The 15493-nt window shown below is 69.3% G+C and carries 15 protein-coding genes; 5 read left to right on the top strand and 10 right to left on the bottom strand.

Annotated features, from left to right (window positions below):
* Window positions 1-12 precede the first annotated feature (12 nt).
* The 8 genes from hisIE to GGQ87_RS07315 are packed head-to-tail and all read right to left on the bottom strand — an operon-like array spanning window position 13 to window position 6678.
* The gene (gene hisIE / locus GGQ87_RS07280) at window positions 13-651 is read right to left on the bottom strand and encodes a bifunctional phosphoribosyl-AMP cyclohydrolase/phosphoribosyl-ATP diphosphatase HisIE (RefSeq protein ID WP_168046070.1); all 639 of its coding nucleotides are present in this window, start codon (window positions 649-651) and stop codon (window positions 13-15) included.
* Window positions 648-1415 carry an imidazole glycerol phosphate synthase subunit HisF gene (hisF, locus tag GGQ87_RS07285; RefSeq protein WP_168046072.1) on the bottom strand — a complete coding sequence of 256 codons (768 nt, stop codon included), beginning with the start codon at window positions 1413-1415 and terminating at the stop codon, window positions 648-650. The genes hisIE and hisF overlap by 4 nt, the downstream gene beginning before the upstream one ends.
* Entirely contained in the window at window positions 1412-2146 is a 735-nt protein-coding gene (locus tag GGQ87_RS07290; protein ID WP_168046074.1) for a 1-(5-phosphoribosyl)-5-[(5-phosphoribosylamino)methylideneamino] imidazole-4-carboxamide isomerase, read from the bottom strand. The genes hisF and GGQ87_RS07290 overlap by 4 nt, the downstream gene beginning before the upstream one ends.
* Complete coding sequence (gene hisH, locus GGQ87_RS07295; RefSeq protein WP_168046076.1) at window positions 2143-2745, bottom strand: imidazole glycerol phosphate synthase subunit HisH; 603 nt, start codon at window positions 2743-2745, stop codon at window positions 2143-2145. Before hisH ends, GGQ87_RS07290 begins: the two co-directional genes overlap by 4 nt.
* The gene (hisB, locus tag GGQ87_RS07300) at window positions 2742-4172 is read right to left on the bottom strand and encodes an imidazoleglycerol-phosphate dehydratase HisB (protein WP_168046078.1); all 1431 of its coding nucleotides are present in this window, start codon (window positions 4170-4172) and stop codon (window positions 2742-2744) included. The genes hisH and hisB overlap by 4 nt, the downstream gene beginning before the upstream one ends.
* A complete protein-coding gene (gene hisD, locus GGQ87_RS07305) occupies window positions 4169-5476 on the bottom strand; it encodes a histidinol dehydrogenase (protein ID WP_168046080.1) in 1308 nt (435 codons plus the stop codon). Before hisD ends, hisB begins: the two co-directional genes overlap by 4 nt.
* A complete protein-coding gene (hisG, locus tag GGQ87_RS07310; protein ID WP_168046082.1) occupies window positions 5476-6357 on the bottom strand; it encodes an ATP phosphoribosyltransferase in 882 nt (293 codons plus the stop codon). Before hisG ends, hisD begins: the two co-directional genes overlap by 1 nt.
* A 9-nt stretch (window positions 6358-6366) precedes the next feature.
* On the bottom strand, window positions 6367-6678 hold the full coding sequence (locus tag GGQ87_RS07315) for a YerC/YecD family TrpR-related protein (protein ID WP_168046084.1): 312 nt from the start codon (window positions 6676-6678) through the stop codon (window positions 6367-6369).
* 94 nt (window positions 6679-6772) lie between these two features.
* Here GGQ87_RS07315 and GGQ87_RS07320 point away from each other — a divergent pair, with 94 nt between their 5' ends.
* On the top strand, window positions 6773-7981 hold the full coding sequence (locus tag GGQ87_RS07320; protein WP_168047402.1) for an NAD(P)/FAD-dependent oxidoreductase: 1209 nt from the start codon (window positions 6773-6775) through the stop codon (window positions 7979-7981).
* A gap of 7 nt (window positions 7982-7988) precedes the next feature.
* On the opposite strand, the gene GGQ87_RS07325 is transcribed toward GGQ87_RS07320, so the two are convergent.
* The gene (locus GGQ87_RS07325) at window positions 7989-10250 is read right to left on the bottom strand and encodes a putative bifunctional diguanylate cyclase/phosphodiesterase (RefSeq protein WP_168046086.1); all 2262 of its coding nucleotides are present in this window, start codon (window positions 10248-10250) and stop codon (window positions 7989-7991) included.
* 14 nt (window positions 10251-10264) lie between these two features.
* Complete coding sequence (locus tag GGQ87_RS07330; protein WP_168046088.1) at window positions 10265-10882, bottom strand: cupredoxin domain-containing protein; 618 nt, start codon at window positions 10880-10882, stop codon at window positions 10265-10267.
* Window positions 10883-11039: 157 nt separating this feature from the next.
* Here GGQ87_RS07330 and GGQ87_RS07335 point away from each other — a divergent pair, with 157 nt between their 5' ends.
* From GGQ87_RS07335 to GGQ87_RS07350, 4 genes are all read left to right on the top strand, one after another.
* Window positions 11040-11921: a DUF3034 family protein gene (locus GGQ87_RS07335; RefSeq protein ID WP_168046090.1), complete on the top strand. Its 882-nt coding sequence runs from the start codon at window positions 11040-11042 to the stop codon at window positions 11919-11921.
* Between the two features lies 1 nt (window position 11922).
* Window positions 11923-12420 (top strand): group I truncated hemoglobin, encoded by a 498-nt coding sequence (locus GGQ87_RS07340; RefSeq protein WP_209282414.1) that lies wholly within the window; start codon window positions 11923-11925, stop codon window positions 12418-12420.
* A 97-nt stretch (window positions 12421-12517) separates the two neighbouring features.
* Window positions 12518-14761: a TonB-dependent receptor gene (locus GGQ87_RS07345; RefSeq protein WP_168046092.1), complete on the top strand. Its 2244-nt coding sequence runs from the start codon at window positions 12518-12520 to the stop codon at window positions 14759-14761.
* Between the two features lie 8 nt (window positions 14762-14769).
* A complete protein-coding gene (locus GGQ87_RS07350) occupies window positions 14770-15447 on the top strand; it encodes a Fe2+-dependent dioxygenase (protein ID WP_168046094.1) in 678 nt (225 codons plus the stop codon).
* Window positions 15448-15493 lie beyond the last annotated feature (46 nt).

Consider the following 15493-nt stretch of genomic DNA (forward strand, 5'->3'; position numbering starts at 1 on the left):
CTCTCCTCAGGTTCAGGTCCCAGCTTGACCGGGGGTTTGTCTGGCCGCTTCCGCCCGCCGCGCCAAGACGTCGAGGACGTCCTGAAACACCATGTGACGGGCGCGCAGCAGCACCAGCAGATGATAGACCAAATCCGCGGCCTCCGAGGCGAGTTCCGCGTCGGGACCGGCGGCGCCGGCGAGGGCCGTTTCCACACCCTCCTCGCCGACCTTCTGGGCGGCGCGTTTGGGCCCCTCAGCCAGCAGGCGCGCGGTCCAGCTTTGGGACGGATCCGCGGCGGCGCGGGCGGCGATGGTCTGCTCCAGCCGGGCGATGCGGCCGAGGCCAGGGGCGTCGTCCTCGCCGAAGCAGCTGACGCGGTTCAGGTGGCAGGCGTTTCCGACCGGGCGGACCTTGAGGACCAAGGCGTCGGCGTCACAGTCGGGGGTGATCGAGACCACGTGCAGGCGGTCGCCGGAGGTCTCGCCCTTGCGCCAGCGGCCGCCGCGGGAGCGGGAGAAGAAGGTCGCCTCGCCCGATGCGATGGTCTCGTCGAGGGCGGCGCGATCCATATAGGCGAGGGTCAGGACCTGCAGAGTTGCGGCGTCCTGGACGACGACGGGTATCAGGCCGTCGCCCTTGGCGAAGTCGAGTGTGGCAGGGTCGATCATGGTCTGACCTCAACGCCCGAGCCGGCGAGATACGCCTTGAGCTCGGGTATTCTGAGCGCGCCCGTGTGGAAGACGCTGGCGGCGAGGGCGCCGGAGACGTTGGCGCTGGTGAAGACGTCGAGGAAGTGGGAGGCCGCGCCGGCGCCGCCCGAGGCCACCAGCGGAATGGTCAGGCGGGCGCGGGCGGCGGCGAGCTGGCCGAGGTCGTAGCCGCGGCGGACGCCGTCCTCGTCCATGCAGTTGAGGACGATCTCGCCGGCGCCGAGCGTCTGGGCCTCGATGATCCAGTCGAGGGTGCGGCGACCGGCGCCGCGGCTGGCGGTGGTATCGCCGGTGTACTGGTGGACCAGCCAGTCGTCGCCCGACCGTTTCGAGTCCACGCCGACGACGACGCATTGCGAGCCGAAGCGCGCGGCGAGGTCGGAGATCAGGTCAGGACGTTCGAGGGCTGGCGAGTTGATCGAGACCTTGTCCGCGCCGTGGTCGAGGCAGCGGCCGGCCTGTTCGACCGAACGGATGCCGCCGGCGACGCTGAAGGGAATATCGAGCAGGCGCGCGATGTGGCGCACCCAGCCGTAGTCGAGCGTCCGGCCCTCCGGGCTGGCGGTGATGTCATAGAAGACCAGTTCGTCGGCGCCCTCGTCACGGTAGCGGGCGGCGAGGTCGGCGGCGTCGCCCATGTCGACGTGGCCCTCGAAGCGCACGCCCTTGACCACGCGGCCGTCCCTGACGTCGAGGCAGGGGATGATCCTCCGGGCCGTCATTGGCGAGCGGTCTCCAGCGCCTGTTCCAGCGTGAAGCGGCCTTCGTAGAGGGCGCGGCCGACGATGGCTCCGGAGGCTCCGACGGAGCGGGCGCCGGTGAGGTCGGACAGGTCGGCGACGCCCCCCGAGGCCTGAAGCCAGAGGTCGGGGCGCCGCTGGTGGATTTCGGCCAGCAGATCGAGATTGGGACCGGTCAGGGCGCCGTCGCGCCCGACGTCGGTGACCAGCAGGTGTTTCGCCGAACCGGGGGGGTAGCGGTCGAGGGCGGCCCACAGGTCGATGTCGGCCGCCTCGGTCCAGCCCTTGAGCGCCGGGATGTAGCGATCGCCTTCGGCCTTCACGTCGATGGCGAGGGTGATGCAGTCCGTGCCGAAGCGCTCCAGCCAGCCGGTCACCGCGTCAAGATCGGAGACCGCGAGGGAGCCGACGACCACCCGGCTGACGCCGGCGTCGAGCAGGCGCTGGACGTCGTCGGCGGAGCGCACGCCGCCGCCGGACTGGATGCGAATGTCGATGGCGGCGGCGAGCTCGCCGATCAGGGCGTGCTGCATGGCGCGGCCCGCCTCGGCTCCGTCGAGATCAACGATGTGGGCCCAGCTCGCGCCGGCGGCGCGGAAGGCGGCGAGCCGGGCGGCGGGGTCGTCGTCATAGCGGGTCACGGCGTCGAAGCGGCCGTGCATCAGGCGCACGCAGACGCCGCCGCGCAGGTCGATGGCCGGATAGACGATCATGCGCTCAGGTCCAAAAAGTTGCGGAGGATGCGGGCGCCAGTGGCGGCGGACCGCTCGGGGTGAAACTGGCAGCCCCAGCGGTTTCCGTTTCGGACCACCGCCGGGACGGAGCCGCCGTAGTCGGCGCAGGCGAGGGTCGCGTCGCCGTCGGGGCAGGCGTAGCTGTGCACGAAATAGGCCCAGTCGCCGTCCTTGACGCCCTCCAGCAACGGGTCGGTTCGGGTGACGGTCAGGGCGGACCAGCCCATGTGCGGCACGGGGCGGTCGGCGCCGGGGTCCATCTTGCGGACGGTGCCGGGAATGAGGCCTAGCAGCGGGGCGCCGCCGCCCTCTTCGCTGGTCTCGAACAGCAGCTGCTGGCCGAGGCAAACGCCGAGCAGGGGCCGTCCGTAGGTGCGGATGGGCTCGATCAGTTCGAGCTCGGACAGGCGCGCCATGGCGTAGCCGGCGGCGCCGACGCCCGGGAGGATCAGGCGTTCGGCGTCCGCGATCTCGACGGGATCGGCGGTCAGGCGAACGGTGGCTCCGAGCCGTTCCAGCGCGAACTGGACCGAGGCCACATTGCCCGCGCCGTAGGAGACGACGGTGACCGTGCTCACAGAACCCCCTTGGTCGAGGGCACCGCTTCGCCCTCAATGCGGATGGCCTGCCGGAGGGCGCGGCCGAACGCCTTGTAGACGGCCTCGGTCTTGTGGTGGTCGTCGTCGCCGGTGACGGAGACGTGGATGGCCGCGCCCAGGTGTTCGGCGAGCGAGCGGAAGACGTGGGCGGTCAGGTCGGTGCGGTAGTCGCCGATGAAAGGCGTGCTGAACTCGCCATCGAACACGGGGAAGGGACGGCCAGACAGGTCGATGGACACGGATGCATTTGCCTCGTCCATCGGCAGGACGAAGCCGTAGCGGGCGATGCCGCGCCGTTCGCCGAGCGCCTGTTTCAGCGCCTGACCCAGGGCGATGGCCGAGTCCTCGATGGTGTGGTGCGGATCGGTGTGCAGGTCACCGTCGCATGACAGGCGCAGGGAGAAACCGCCGTGAGCCGCGATCTGCTCCAGCATGTGATCGAAGAAGCCGACGCCGGTCTGGATCGAGATGGGGCTGGCCGCGTCGAGGTCGACGGCGCAGACGATGCGGGTCTCTTTCGTGTCGCGGATGGACTGGCCGGTCCGGTGTGCGCGGGTGGCGGGCGCGAGGTCGAGGGCGGCGAGCAGGCGGTCGTTGATCTCGGGCCGGTCGGAGACGGGGAGGCGCAGGCGGTCGCCCGAGAGATCCGCCGCGACACCGAAGCGCGCGAGATCGTTGCGGATGGTCTGGGGATCGGAAGGCCGGGTCATGACGATGGGCCCGAATCCGGGCTCGACAGGCATGGCTCGGGATAGAGCCCTGGTCATCCGCTCGCGTTCGGAGCGGACGAGGCCGATCCGTTGCCGGGTTTCCATCATCCGCGATGGGTCCAGCGCCTGAAGGGCCAGCCGGATGGAGACCTCCGGCAGCGCGTAGGGTTCGAGCACGGCGGACAACCGGGCAAGAGTTTCGGGCTGCGCCAGAGCGGCACCGACCCGGGCTCCCGCGAGACCGTACGCGAGGGAGAGGCTGCGCAGGACGACGAGGTTGGCGTGCTTGCTCAGGAGGGTGGCGGCGGAGGGGGCGTCGGTGAACTCGGCCAGTCCTTCGTCGATGACCAGCAGGGTGGGAGCGAGGCGTGCGGCCATCTCCGCCACAGCTTCGGGCGAGCCGAGGGCCCGCACGACCACAGGGCCCGGCTGGGCGTCCGGGCGGACGTAGAGGGCGTCGAGCGAGCGGTACGGTTCGGCGTTGGGCGCTTGGACGCCGAGACCGTCGCGGGCCGCGAGGCGGAAGACGAGCTCCAGCCCGTGGGTGAGGCCGCGAACGGGCAGAACGCTATCGACGGGGACCCCGTATACCTCGGCCAAGCGGGCGGCGAGCGCCTTGGGCTCGGTCGGGTAGCGGTCCAGACCTTCGCCGCCGGAGACGAGCGGCGCGAAGGGGGCCGGCAGGTTGGTGATCATGAGCCGCTCCTCAGATCGGCGGCGCGTGCGTGGGCCTCGAGACCTTCCAAACGAGCGAGGCGGGCGGCGACCGGGGCGAGGGCGCGGGCGCCGGCTTCGCTGACGGACTGGACCGACATCGAGGTCATGAAGCTGGCGGTGGTGATCCCGCCCAAGGTGCGGGCCGCGCCGTCGGTCGGAAGAACGTGGCTGGGACCGGCGGCGTAGTCCCCGAGCGTCTCGGCGGCGTATGGGCCGACGAAGATGGCGCCGGCGGCCGTGATCCGGTCGATCAGGTCGTCGGCGTCGACGGTCTGCAGGGCGAGGTGCTCGGGGCCATAGAGGTTGGCGACTTCGCAGGCCTCGGCGACGTCGCGGACGCGGATGGCGCGACCCTCGGCGAGCGAGGCGCGGGCTATGGCGGCGCGGGGGAGGGTTTCGAGCTGACGTTCGAGTTCGGCCAGGATGGCGGCGATGTTGGCGCGGCTCTCCGAGACGAGGATGACCTGGGCGTCGGCGTCATGTTCGGCTTGGCTGAGCAGGTCGGCGGCGGCGATCTCCGGGTCGGCGTCCCGGTCGGCGATAACCAGCAGTTCCGACGGGCCGGCGGGCATGTCGGACGATGGGCCGCCGGGCAGGGCCGACGCCTGCTTCTTGGCCTCGGCCACCCATGCGTTGCCGGGTCCGAACAGCTTCCCGACGGGTTCGATCTCGCCGTCGTCGAGCGCGGCGCCGAAGGTCAGGGCGGCGATGGCCTGAGCTCCGCCGATCAGCCACAGGGCGTCGAGCCCGGCCTCGTCAGCAGCGACGATCATCGCGGGGTGGGGCTCGCCCGCCTTCGAAGGCGGAGTGAGGGCGAGACGCCGCCCGACCCCCGCGACCTGTGCGGGGATGGCCAGCATCATCAGGGAGGAGAACAGGGGCGCGGTGCCGCCGGGCACATAGAGGCCCGCCGAACCGATCGGCCGCCAGACCTGCCGGGAGCGGACGCCGGGGGTGGTCTCGATCCACGGGCTGTCTTCCGGACGGGTCGCCTGATGGAAGATGCGGACGTTCTCGGCGGCGATGCGCAGGCTGTGGGTGGCCGAGGGCGGCAGGGCGGCGCGGGCTGCGGCGACGACGTCCGGCGTGATGGCGATGCGGCGGGGCGGGGCGCCGTCGAGGCGGACGCTCCAGTCGGTGACGGCGGCGCCGCCGCGCGCCTGCACGTCCTCGAAGATGGCGCGGACGCCGCCGGTGACCTGCGTTCCGGTCCGGCGCTGCGGACGGGCCAGGGCGTCGCGGCGGCCGGCGGCGTCGAGGGTGTTCCAGTCGATCTGGCGCATCACATCATCTTCTCGATGGGGAGGACGAGAATGGCCGAGGCGCCGGCGGCCTTGAGCTTCTCCAGGGTCTCCCAGAAGACCGCCTCCTGGCAGACGGCGTGGACGGCGACGGCGTCGTCCCGGCCGGACAGGGGCATGACGGTCGGCGAACCCGCGCCGGGCAGGATGGCGGTGATCTGGTCCAGCGCCGAGCGGGGGGCATTGAGCATGACGTATTTGGCCCCCTGCGAGGAAACGACGCCGGCCATCCGCTCGATGATGCTGTCGAGCAGGTGCTGCAGCCCCGGCTCGGGCGCGACGGGGGAGCGGATCAGAACGGCCTGGCTTTCCAGCACGGTCTCGCGCGGGCCGAGGCCGTTGGCTTCGAGCGTCGCGCCGGTCGAGACGAGGTCGCAGATGGCCGAAGCCAGCTTCAGGCGGGGAGCGACTTCGACGGCGCCGCGCATGGTGACGATGTCGGCGCGGACGTTCCGCTCGTCGAGGAAGCGGCGCAGGATCTTCGGATAGGAGGTGGCGACGCGCAGGCCCTCCAGCGACGCCGGGCTGTCGTAGGCCAGGGTCGGCGGGACGGCGATCTTGAGCGTGCAACGGCCGAAGCCGAGCGGCATGATCACCTCGGCGGTCGGGCCGCCGTTGCGCGCCTCTTCCAGCACGTTCTCGCCGACGATTCCGAGATCGCAGACGCCGTCGGCGACGAAGGTCGGGATGTCGTCGTCGCGGACGCGCAGCAGGTCGATGGGGTAGTTCTCGACCCGATAGAGCAGGTCGTTGTTGCCCTTGACCACGCGCAGGCCCGCGTCGCGGACCAGATCGAGGCTGCGGTCGGCCAGACGGCCGGATTTCTGGACGGCGATACGCAGCCGACCCTGAACGGTGCTCATGATTTCAACTCAGGCTTTGAGGCGGTCCAGCACCATGCGGTAGCCCTGGTGCGGCATTTCCTTGAGGAAGCGGGCGACACGCACGACCGTGGTCGGGCTGGCCTGCGCCTCGGCGGCGATCTCTCGATACGACTTGCCGCCGGCGTCGAGCAGGCGGGCGACTTCCCAGCGCTCGGCGAAGGCGCGGACCTCGGCCGGGGTGCAGAGATCGGCGAGGAAGGCGTCGACCTCCTCGCGCGTCTTCAGCGACAGCAGGGCGTCATACAGGGCGACGCGGCTGCGCGCCGTGGCGGCGGCGTTGCGGGGGAGGGTGTCGGTCATGGTTGTTCCACTATGATGTAACAGTGGCACGGTCAAGCGACTCGTGTCGGAGCCGGCTGTGGCGGAGCGCCGCGGTTCGATCTATCTGCGGATCATGAGCAAGGTTCTGATCATCGGCGCGGGGCATGCGGGCGGAACGGCGGCGGCGCTGCTGCGGCAGTACGGCCATGAGGGGCCGATCGTGCTGGTGGGCGAGGAGGCTGCTCCGCCATACCAGCGGCCGCCGCTGTCGAAGGCGTGGCTGAAGGGCGAAGCCGATCTGGAAGCGCTGCTGCTGCGGCCGGAGGAATTCTACGCGGAACATGGCATCGAACTGCGGCTGGGTGTGACGGCGACGGGGATCGACGCGGCGGCGAAGAAGGTGACCTTCGCGGACGGGACAGCGGAGGCGTACGACGCGCTGATCCTGGCGACGGGCTCGACGGCGCGGAAGCTGGCGATCCCGGGGGCGGAGCGGCCGAACCTGCTGGAACTGCGGACGCTGAAGGACGCGGAGAGGCTGAAGGCGGCCTTGGGGCCGGGGCGGCGGCTCGCTGTGGTCGGCGGCGGCTATGTCGGGCTGGAGGCGGCGGCCTCGGCGCGGGCGCTGGGAGCCGAGGCGGTGGTCATCGAGCGGATGGACCGGGTGCTGGCGCGGGTCGCGTCGCGGCCGCTGTCGGAGTTTTTCACCGGCTATCATCGGACGCACGGAGTGGAGGTGCTGACCTCGGCCGAGGTAACGGCCTTCGAGGACAGCGGCGTGCGGCTGGGCGACGGGCGGCTGATCGAGGCAGACGCCATCCTGGTCGGTGTGGGAGCGCTGGCGTGCGACCAGCTGGCCGGCTCGGCGGGACTGACTTGCGAGAATGGCGTGGTCGTGGATGAGGCGGCGCGGACCTCCGATCCGGCGATCTGGGCCATCGGCGACGTGACATATCGGCCCGTGCCCGTGCATGGCGGGCGGCGGCACCGGCTGGAGAGCGTGCCCAATGCGCTGGAGCAGGCGAAGCAGGCGGCGGCGGCGATCACCGGACGTCCTGCGCCGACGCCGGAAGTCCCTTGGTTCTGGTCGGATCAGTACGATGTGAAGCTGCAGATCGCAGGGCTGCCGGACGCGGCGGACCGGCAGGTGGTGCGGGGCGATGCGGTGACGGCCTCGTTCGCGGTCTTTCATCTGACGGGCGACAGGATCGTCTGCGTCGAGGCGGTCAATGCGGCGGCGGAATTCATGGCCGGGCGGCAGATGATCGGGCGCGGCACGGCGGTGGACGCGGCGCGGCTGGCCGACCCGGAGGTGACGATGAAGGCCGTGGCGGCGGGCTGAGCCCGGTTCAGCCGACGGCGGTCTTGCCCCTGGCCTGCGGCTGTTCGGCGAGACGCTCGATCATCGCCGAAAGCGAGACGGGTCGGCCGATCAGATAGCCCTGCGCGAGGTCGCAGCCCATGCCCCGCAGGAGGGCGAGGGCGGTTGGGGTTTCGACCCCTTCGGCCGTCACCTTCAGGCCAAGGCCGTGGGCGAGGTCGATGGTCGACTTGACCAGCAAGCCGTCGCGGGCGGACTGGTCGAGGCCGAGAATGAAGGCCTTGTCGATCTTCAGCTCGTCGGCGCGGATCTGCTTCAGATAGGCGAGCGACGACAGGCCCGAGCCATAGTCGTCGAGCGAGATCGAGATTCCGGCGTCGGCGAAGCGGGAGACGATGCGCAGGGCCGTCTCCGGGTTGGTCATCACCGCCGTCTCGGTGATCTCGAAGCACAGGCGCGCGCCGGCGGAGGTCACCGCGGCGATGGCGAGGTCGGCGAAGGACTCGTCGGCCAAAAGGCGGCCCGAGATGTTCACCGAGACCAGCAGATCGTGACCGGCGGCTGAGAGGGTCCGCTGATCCTCGATGGCGCGATCAATGGCCCATTCGGTCAGCGGCCGGATGTGACCGGTCTCCTCGGCCATGCCGATGAAGAGGTCTGGCGGGACGAAGCCCCGGCGCGGGTGGGTCCAGCGCATCAGGGCCTCGACGCCGGTGACCCGCTCGGCCCGGAAGTCGTATTTCGGTTGGTAGGCGAGGGTGACCTCGCCTCCGCGCAACGCGGTCATCAGTTCGGAAATGAGGGACAGGTTGCCGGCGGGGTCGCCGTAGACCGCGGGATCGAAGGCGGCCACGTGGCGCTTGGCGGCGCGGGCCTGATCCAGGGCGATGGCGGCGCGGTCGACCGGGGAGGCGAGGTCGGAGCCGGAGCGGCCACGGTCGGCGACGCCGACGGTGACGGTGATGTCGACGGGCGCGCCGTTGATGATGACCGGTTCCTGGGCGGCCCCGACCAGACGCTCCGCCAAGGCGACAGCCTCGTCGGCGTCGGCGGCCTCGACCACCAGACCCAGAACGCCGGCGCCGACGCGAGCCACGGGCTCACCATCCGCAAGGGCCTCAATACGACGGCCCAGGGCGCCGATCAGGCGGGCCATGGAGTCGTAGCCGATGGCGTTGCGCACCACCTCGAAGCGTTCGACGCCGAACAGCAGGACCCAGCCGCCGGCCACGGCGCCGGCGCGGCGCTCGAGGGCAAGGCGATTGGGAAGGCCGGTCTCCTGATCGTGCAGCGCCATGTGGGTCAGGCGCGCCTCGCGGTCGCGCAGGTCGCCGACCATGGCGTTGAAGCTGGAGGCCAGCCGCCCGATCTCGTCGGAGGAGGTCACGGGCGCCTCGACGTATTCGCCGCGCTGCAGGCCGTGAACGGCGTCGTCGAGGGCTGTGATCGGGCGGGTCAGGCTTAGCGACAGCAGCCAGGTTCCGCCCATCAGAAGGGCGATGCCGGCGATGCCGATGATGGTCAGCGACAGGAACAGCGGCTCGTAGGGCTTGAGCGCGCGCGACAGGGGATAGGTCAGGACCAGAGCCGCCGGCGTCGCCCTGTCGAGGCTCGGCAGGGGCCGGGCAAGCCGCATGGAAGGGCCCTCGGCAGTCGGGACGATGGCCGTGCCGCGGTCCGTGGCGGCGGCGTTGGCGCCCACGATGACGGAGGCCGACAGCGGGATGGCGGACAGGCCTTCGAGATTGCGCATCTGCGCGGCGTCGAGCCGTTCCGCGAACACCACCCATCCAATCAGGACGGGCGCCATGACGGGGGCGGCAACCACTTGATAGGGCTGACCGTCGATGGTCAGGACGCCGGCCTCGACACCGTCGCGGTCGAGACCGGCGAACAGGGTGTCGAGCGTCGGCGCGTCGAGGTTGAGGCCTGTGGCGGCGGCATAGCCGTCGACACCCAGCATCAGCGCACCGTCGACGCCCTGGCGACTGCGAAGATTGTCGAGGGCGGACCGGACGGTGGCTTCGTCGCCGGTCGCGACGGCTTCGCGGAAGCCATAATCGCGGGCGAGGACCGCGGCGCCCTGTTGAAGCTGGTCCGAGCGGGAGGCCCAGATCTGCCCATAGACCGCCCCCGATGCGGTCATTTCGTTGCGCACCACCTTGCGGGCGCTGCTGCCGACCGCATTGAAGATGGCGACGGCAGCGAGCAGCAGGGCGATGCCGAACAGCCCCATGTAGAGGACCGTCAGGCGGGTGCGCAGCCGATTGAACCGCGGGAGCCGGGGCAAGGTGAACCCGGCGGTCACCGCACCGCCGCCCGACCGCTGAAGTCCCCCGTAAAGGTGCGCTGGGCTGCCGCCGCCGTGACAGTCACGGCCTGCGCCGTCTCGTTGCCGCGCACGACCAGTTGTGGATGCCATACCTTGAGGGTGGCGGCGCCCGCCGGGATGCCGCGCAGGGTGACGGTTCCGTCAGCGCCGCTTTTGGCTGCCCAAGGCGTGTCGACGACCTTGATGTAGGCCAGCATCTGGTCGTGGATGTTACAGCCCATTGCCGCGACGCCGACGGTATTGAAGGTGTAGGATCGGGACTGGTCGCGGCCGTAGAGTTCGATCTCGAAGCGGTTGCCGCGCGAGAAGGAATAGACGTGGTGGCGGACCCGATCGAGGTTCGGGAAGGAGACGACGCCGCCGACCGGCACGATCAGGACGTAGGGCTGGAACTGCAGGTCTTCCTGCGTCATCCGCAGCGGCCATGAGAACCGGATGGGGCCGCGCGGAACGCCGGCGGCGGGCGTGACCGTGACGACGGCGTCCCGGATCGCCTGTCCGCGAGCGTCCCGCACGCTCACGGTCAGGTCGCCGGCGAGCGCCGAACCGCCTGAGAAGAGCATCGCCAGAAGGATGAAAAGCGCCCGCATCTCTCCGGTCTTAGGGGCGTGATGTGAAATCAAGGTAAACCCTGAAGCAGGGTGAAGCGCCCGAGGCTACCCGAGGCGCCGCCGGTCAGGGTTCACAGGGACTTAACCTTAAATCGCGATGTGTTCCGCGGGCGAAGACCGTCGCCGGGGCGAAACGATGCGACACCTGCTGAAGCTGTCTCTGGCTTTTATGGCGCTATCGACCGCCGTTCAGGCCCAGAACCTCATTCCCGACAGCCGCAGTGGCGGCAAGCTGCTTCTGACCGGCGGCGTATCGACCGTCGAAGGCTCGGGCGGCGGCGGCATCGCAACCTGGGCCACGATCACCGGCTATGGCGAGGAAGACGGCATCGGCGCCAATGCGCACGCCACCTTCGTCGATCTGCCGGATTATGAGTTTCGCACGGCGGGCGTGGCCGTAGGGCTGTGGGACCGCGTTGAGCTGTCCATTGCGCGGCAGGAGTTCGACACCGGCAACACGGGCGCGCTTCTGGGTCTGGGGCAGGGGTTCACCTTCACCCAGGATGTGTTCGGCGCGAAGGTGCGACTGACAGGCGACGCGGTCTACGATCAGGACCGCTGGATGCCGCAGATCGCGGTCGGCGTTCAACACAAGGTCAACGATCAGGGGGTGATCATCGCCGCAGTCGGGGGGCGGGACCACGAGGGGACGGAGGTCTACGTCGCCGCGACCAAGCTGTTCCTCGCCCAGAGCCTGTTAGTCAACGGCACGGTGCGCTGGACCAACGCCAACCAGACGGGTCTGCTGGGCTTCGGGGGCGACGCCAACGACGAACACGAGGCCCAGTTCGAGGGCTCGGTCGGCTGGCTGGTCAGCCGCAACCTCGTAATCGGGGCCGAATACCGCACCAAGCCCGACAACCTGTCCTTCGCCGAGGAGGAGGACTGGTTCGATCTCTACGCGGCGTGGGCGGTGAACAAGCATTTCTCGATCACGGCGGCCTGGGCCGCTCTTGGGTCGATCGCGACCTTCGAGGACCAGCGCGGCCTCTACATCTCCCTGCAGGCGGGGTTCTGACATGATCCGGATGCTGAGCCTGACGGCGATGCTGGCGGTGGCGACACCCGTTGTGGCGCAAGACCCGGCGCATATGCCGGGCGAGGAGGCGGTCGACCCGTATTCGGTCGCCGACGCGAATGCGGGTGCGCAGCCCTTCGCGGGCACGGAAATGTTCGACGCCTTCCATGGTCAGGCGGGGATCGATCGTATCGTCGACCGGATGCTGGATCGATCGGCGGCGGATCCGAGGACGGCGGGCATTTTCGTCGCCACGGACATGATCCGGCTGCGGCGGACGCTGAAGGAGCAGTTCTGTTACGTGCTGGGCGGTCCTTGCGCCTACACCGGCCGGTCGATGAAAGACGCGCACGACGATATCGGTCTGCAGCCCGCTGACATGGGCGCACTGGTCGAGCATCTGCAGACGGCGATGGAGGAGGAGGGGGTGCCCTTCCATACGCAGAACCGGTTCCTGGCGAAGCTGGCGCCGATGCGGCGGGACATCGTCACCCGCTAACGGTCAAGTTTTCTGAGAATGTGTCGCAAAGGCGGTTGCGGCCCGGCGGGAAAGTGATATTGCGAGCCACTCGCAGATCACCTCCCCGGACGTTCTCATGACCTCTCGCGCCGAAGCCCTCCGAGCCCTGCTGTTCGCCTCCAGCGCGGCGGGCATGCTTATGGCGGGATCGGCGCTGGCGGACCCGGCGACAGATCCCGTCGATCCGCAGGACGCGACCAACCTCGGCACGGTCACCGTGAATGGCGCACCGACGCGGCGGGAGCCGAAGTCGCCGGAGTTCGTGGCCCCGCTGGTCGACACGCCGCGGGCCGTGACGATCATTCCGCAGCAGATCATCGAGCAGACGGCGGCGACCTCGCTGCAGGACATCCTGCGGAACTCGCCGGGGATCACCTTTGGGGCGGGCGAGGGCGGGCAGCCGCTGGCGGACCGGCCGTTCATCCGCGGGCAGGCGTCGGGCAACAACGTCTTCGTCGACGGCATCCGCGACTCCGGCGGCCAGCAGCGCGAGGTGTTCAACCTCGAGCAGGTCGAGGTCGTGAAGGGGCCGGACGCCGTCTATTCGGGGCGTGGTTCGGGCGGCGGCAGCATCAATCTGGGTTCCAAAGCGCCGCGCCTGACCGACTTCACCCGCTTCGGCCTGGGCGTCGGCACGGACGGCTATCTGCGCGGCACGATCGACAAGAACTGGAACCTCGGCGAGACCGCGGGCCTGCGCCTGAACCTGATGGGTTCCGAAGGCGACGTGCCGGGCCGGGAAGCGGTGGACTACGACAAATGGGGTCTGGGCCTGTCGCTGGCGGCGGGGCTGGGGACGGACACTTCGGCGACCTTCAGCCTCTATCACCTGACCAGCCACCAGATGCCCGACTACGGGATTCCGCTGTTCACCAAGATCGGCGTCCGGACCACCGACAGCGGCATTCTCGACGTGCCCTACGACAGCTTCTACGGCCTGACGGCGCGGGACTATCTGACCAATGAGGTCGACAGCCTGACGTTCGAGATCGAGCACGCCGTCACCCCCGGTCTGACGATCCGCAACGTCAGCCGCTGGTCCGAGACCCTGAACGACTATGTCGTCACCAACCCGGGCGACGGCGGCAACATCACCAACGGCGGCGTGGCGCTGATCGGCGGCGAGTACTGGATGAAGCGGGGCACCAAGTCGCGCTGGAACCCGACCACGACCATCGCCAACGTCACCGACCTGACCGGGAGGTTCTCGACGGGCGGGATGGAGCACAGCTTCAACGCGGGTCTCGAGCTGGCGCGGGAGAAGAACCGCAACGCCTCCTACACGGTCGTCACCACCGGCGGGTCGGTGTGCCCGGCGCCGCTGACCGGGTTCGACTGCACCCGGCTCTATGATCCGAACCCGTCGGATCCGTGGACCGGAACGATCGACCGTGGCGTCATCAGCACCAGCACGACGGATACGGTGGGCCTGTATGCGCTGGACTCGATCGCCTTCGGGGAGCGCTGGATCCTGAACCTGGGCGTCCGGTACGACGACTATTCGGTCCAAGGGGTGAACGGCACGGGGACGACCGCCGCGCCGATCTATACGCCGGTGGGGGGCGACTGGGAGTTCGTCAACTATCAGGTCGGGCTGGTGTTCAAGCCCACGGCGGATTCGAGCGTCTACGCCTCGTGGGCGACGTCGGCGACGCCGCCGACGATCTCGGCCGGCGACCAGAACACGGGCGGCGCCGTCGGGACCGAACTGCTCGATCCAGAGGAGACCGAGAGCTTCGAGATCGGGGCCAAGGTCAATCTGTTCAACGACCGGCTGGCGCTGTCCGGGGCGGCCTTCATGCTGAAGCGCGAGAACGCCCAGATACTGGTGTCGCCCGGCGTCTTCGAACAGGCCGGAGAGGCCGAGGTGAAGGGGATCGAGCTGGGCGTGTCGGGCAATATCACCCGGGCCTGGCAGGTGTTCGGCGGCTACACCTGGATGGACTCGGAGCTGGTCTCCGGCGCCTATAACAACGTCAATGTCGGCGACCCGCTGGCCAATACGCCGGAGCATACCTTCAGCCTGTTCAGCACCTATCGGGTGACCCCGAAGCTGAGCCTCGGCGGCGGCGTCTACTATGTGTCCGACAGCTTCGGCGGCAATCAGGGCGGGGCGGGCGGCGGCGCCAACCGGGTCTATGCGCCCGAGTACACGCGGGTGGACCTGTTCGCCTCGTATGACCTGACCGAGACCGCCTCGCTGCAGCTGAACGTGCAGAATGCGGGTGACGAGGAGTATGTGATGCGCACCAATGGCGTGCACCACGCCGACGTGGCGCCGGCGCGGCAGGCTATCCTGACGCTGAATCTGCGCTACTAGATCGGGCCATGCTGCTTCACATCCCCGGTGTCTTCTCGAAGGACGAGGTCGCGACGCTGCGATCGCGTCTGGACGCCGGGCCGTGGGCGGACGGCAATGTCACCTCAGGCCACCAGTCGGCGACCGCCAAGGTCAACCGGCAGCTGCCCGAGGACTCGGCCGAGGCGCGGGAGGTCGGGGCGCTGGTGCTGCAGGCGCTGAACGCCAATCCGATGTTCGTGTCGGCGGCCTTGCCGCACACGATTTTTCCGCCGCTGTTCAACGCCTATGAGGGCGGGGAGCATTTCGGGACGCATGTCGACAACGCGATCCGGCAGCGGGGGAACGTCCGTATCCGGAGCGATCTGTCGGCGACGTTATTCCTTGAAGAACCCGAGGCTTACGACGGCGGAGAGCTGATCGTGGAGGAGATGTACGGCGCCCAGTCGGTCAAGCTGCCGGCCGGCGATCTAGTGCTGTATCCGTCCAAGAGCCTTCACCGGGTGACGCCGGTGACGCGGGGACGGCGGGTGGCGAGTTTCTTCTGGATTCAAAGCCTTGTGCGGGATGACGCGGACCGGGAGGCTCTGTTCCGGATGGATGTGGCGATCCAGAGGGTCAATGCGGACAAGGGGCCGAAGGACCCGGCGGTGCTGGAGCTGACGGCCGTCTATCACAACCTGCTGCGCCGCTGGGCGGAGGTTTAGGGCGACGATTTCGACCACGGAAATCGGACGATTAAGACCAGTGGGA

It is taken from the genome of Brevundimonas alba, from assembly GCF_011927945.1.
Lineage (GTDB): Bacteria > Pseudomonadota > Alphaproteobacteria > Caulobacterales > Caulobacteraceae > Brevundimonas > Brevundimonas alba.

Coding starts and splice junctions, on each gene's coding strand:
- hisIE (WP_168046070.1), bottom strand. CDS start 651: ATGATCGACCCTGCCACACTCGACTTCGCCAAGGGCGACGGCCTGATA.
- hisF (WP_168046072.1), bottom strand. CDS start 1,415: ATGACGGCCCGGAGGATCATCCCCTGCCTCGACGTCAGGGACGGCCGC.
- GGQ87_RS07290 (WP_168046074.1), bottom strand. CDS start 2,146: ATGATCGTCTATCCGGCCATCGACCTGCGCGGCGGCGTCTGCGTGCGC.
- hisB (WP_168046078.1), bottom strand. CDS start 4,172: ATGATCACCAACCTGCCGGCCCCCTTCGCGCCGCTCGTCTCCGGCGGC.
- hisD (WP_168046080.1), bottom strand. CDS start 5,476: ATGCGCCAGATCGACTGGAACACCCTCGACGCCGCCGGCCGCCGCGAC.
- hisG (WP_168046082.1), bottom strand. CDS start 6,357: ATGAGCACCGTTCAGGGTCGGCTGCGTATCGCCGTCCAGAAATCCGGC.
- GGQ87_RS07315 (WP_168046084.1), bottom strand. CDS start 6,678: ATGACCGACACCCTCCCCCGCAACGCCGCCGCCACGGCGCGCAGCCGC.
- GGQ87_RS07320 (WP_168047402.1), top strand. CDS start 6,773: ATGAGCAAGGTTCTGATCATCGGCGCGGGGCATGCGGGCGGAACGGCG.
- GGQ87_RS07330 (WP_168046088.1), bottom strand. CDS start 10,882: ATGCGGGCGCTTTTCATCCTTCTGGCGATGCTCTTCTCAGGCGGTTCG.
- GGQ87_RS07335 (WP_168046090.1), top strand. CDS start 11,040: ATGCGACACCTGCTGAAGCTGTCTCTGGCTTTTATGGCGCTATCGACC.
- GGQ87_RS07340 (WP_209282414.1), top strand. CDS start 11,923: ATGATCCGGATGCTGAGCCTGACGGCGATGCTGGCGGTGGCGACACCC.
- GGQ87_RS07345 (WP_168046092.1), top strand. CDS start 12,518: ATGACCTCTCGCGCCGAAGCCCTCCGAGCCCTGCTGTTCGCCTCCAGC.
- GGQ87_RS07350 (WP_168046094.1), top strand. CDS start 14,770: ATGCTGCTTCACATCCCCGGTGTCTTCTCGAAGGACGAGGTCGCGACG.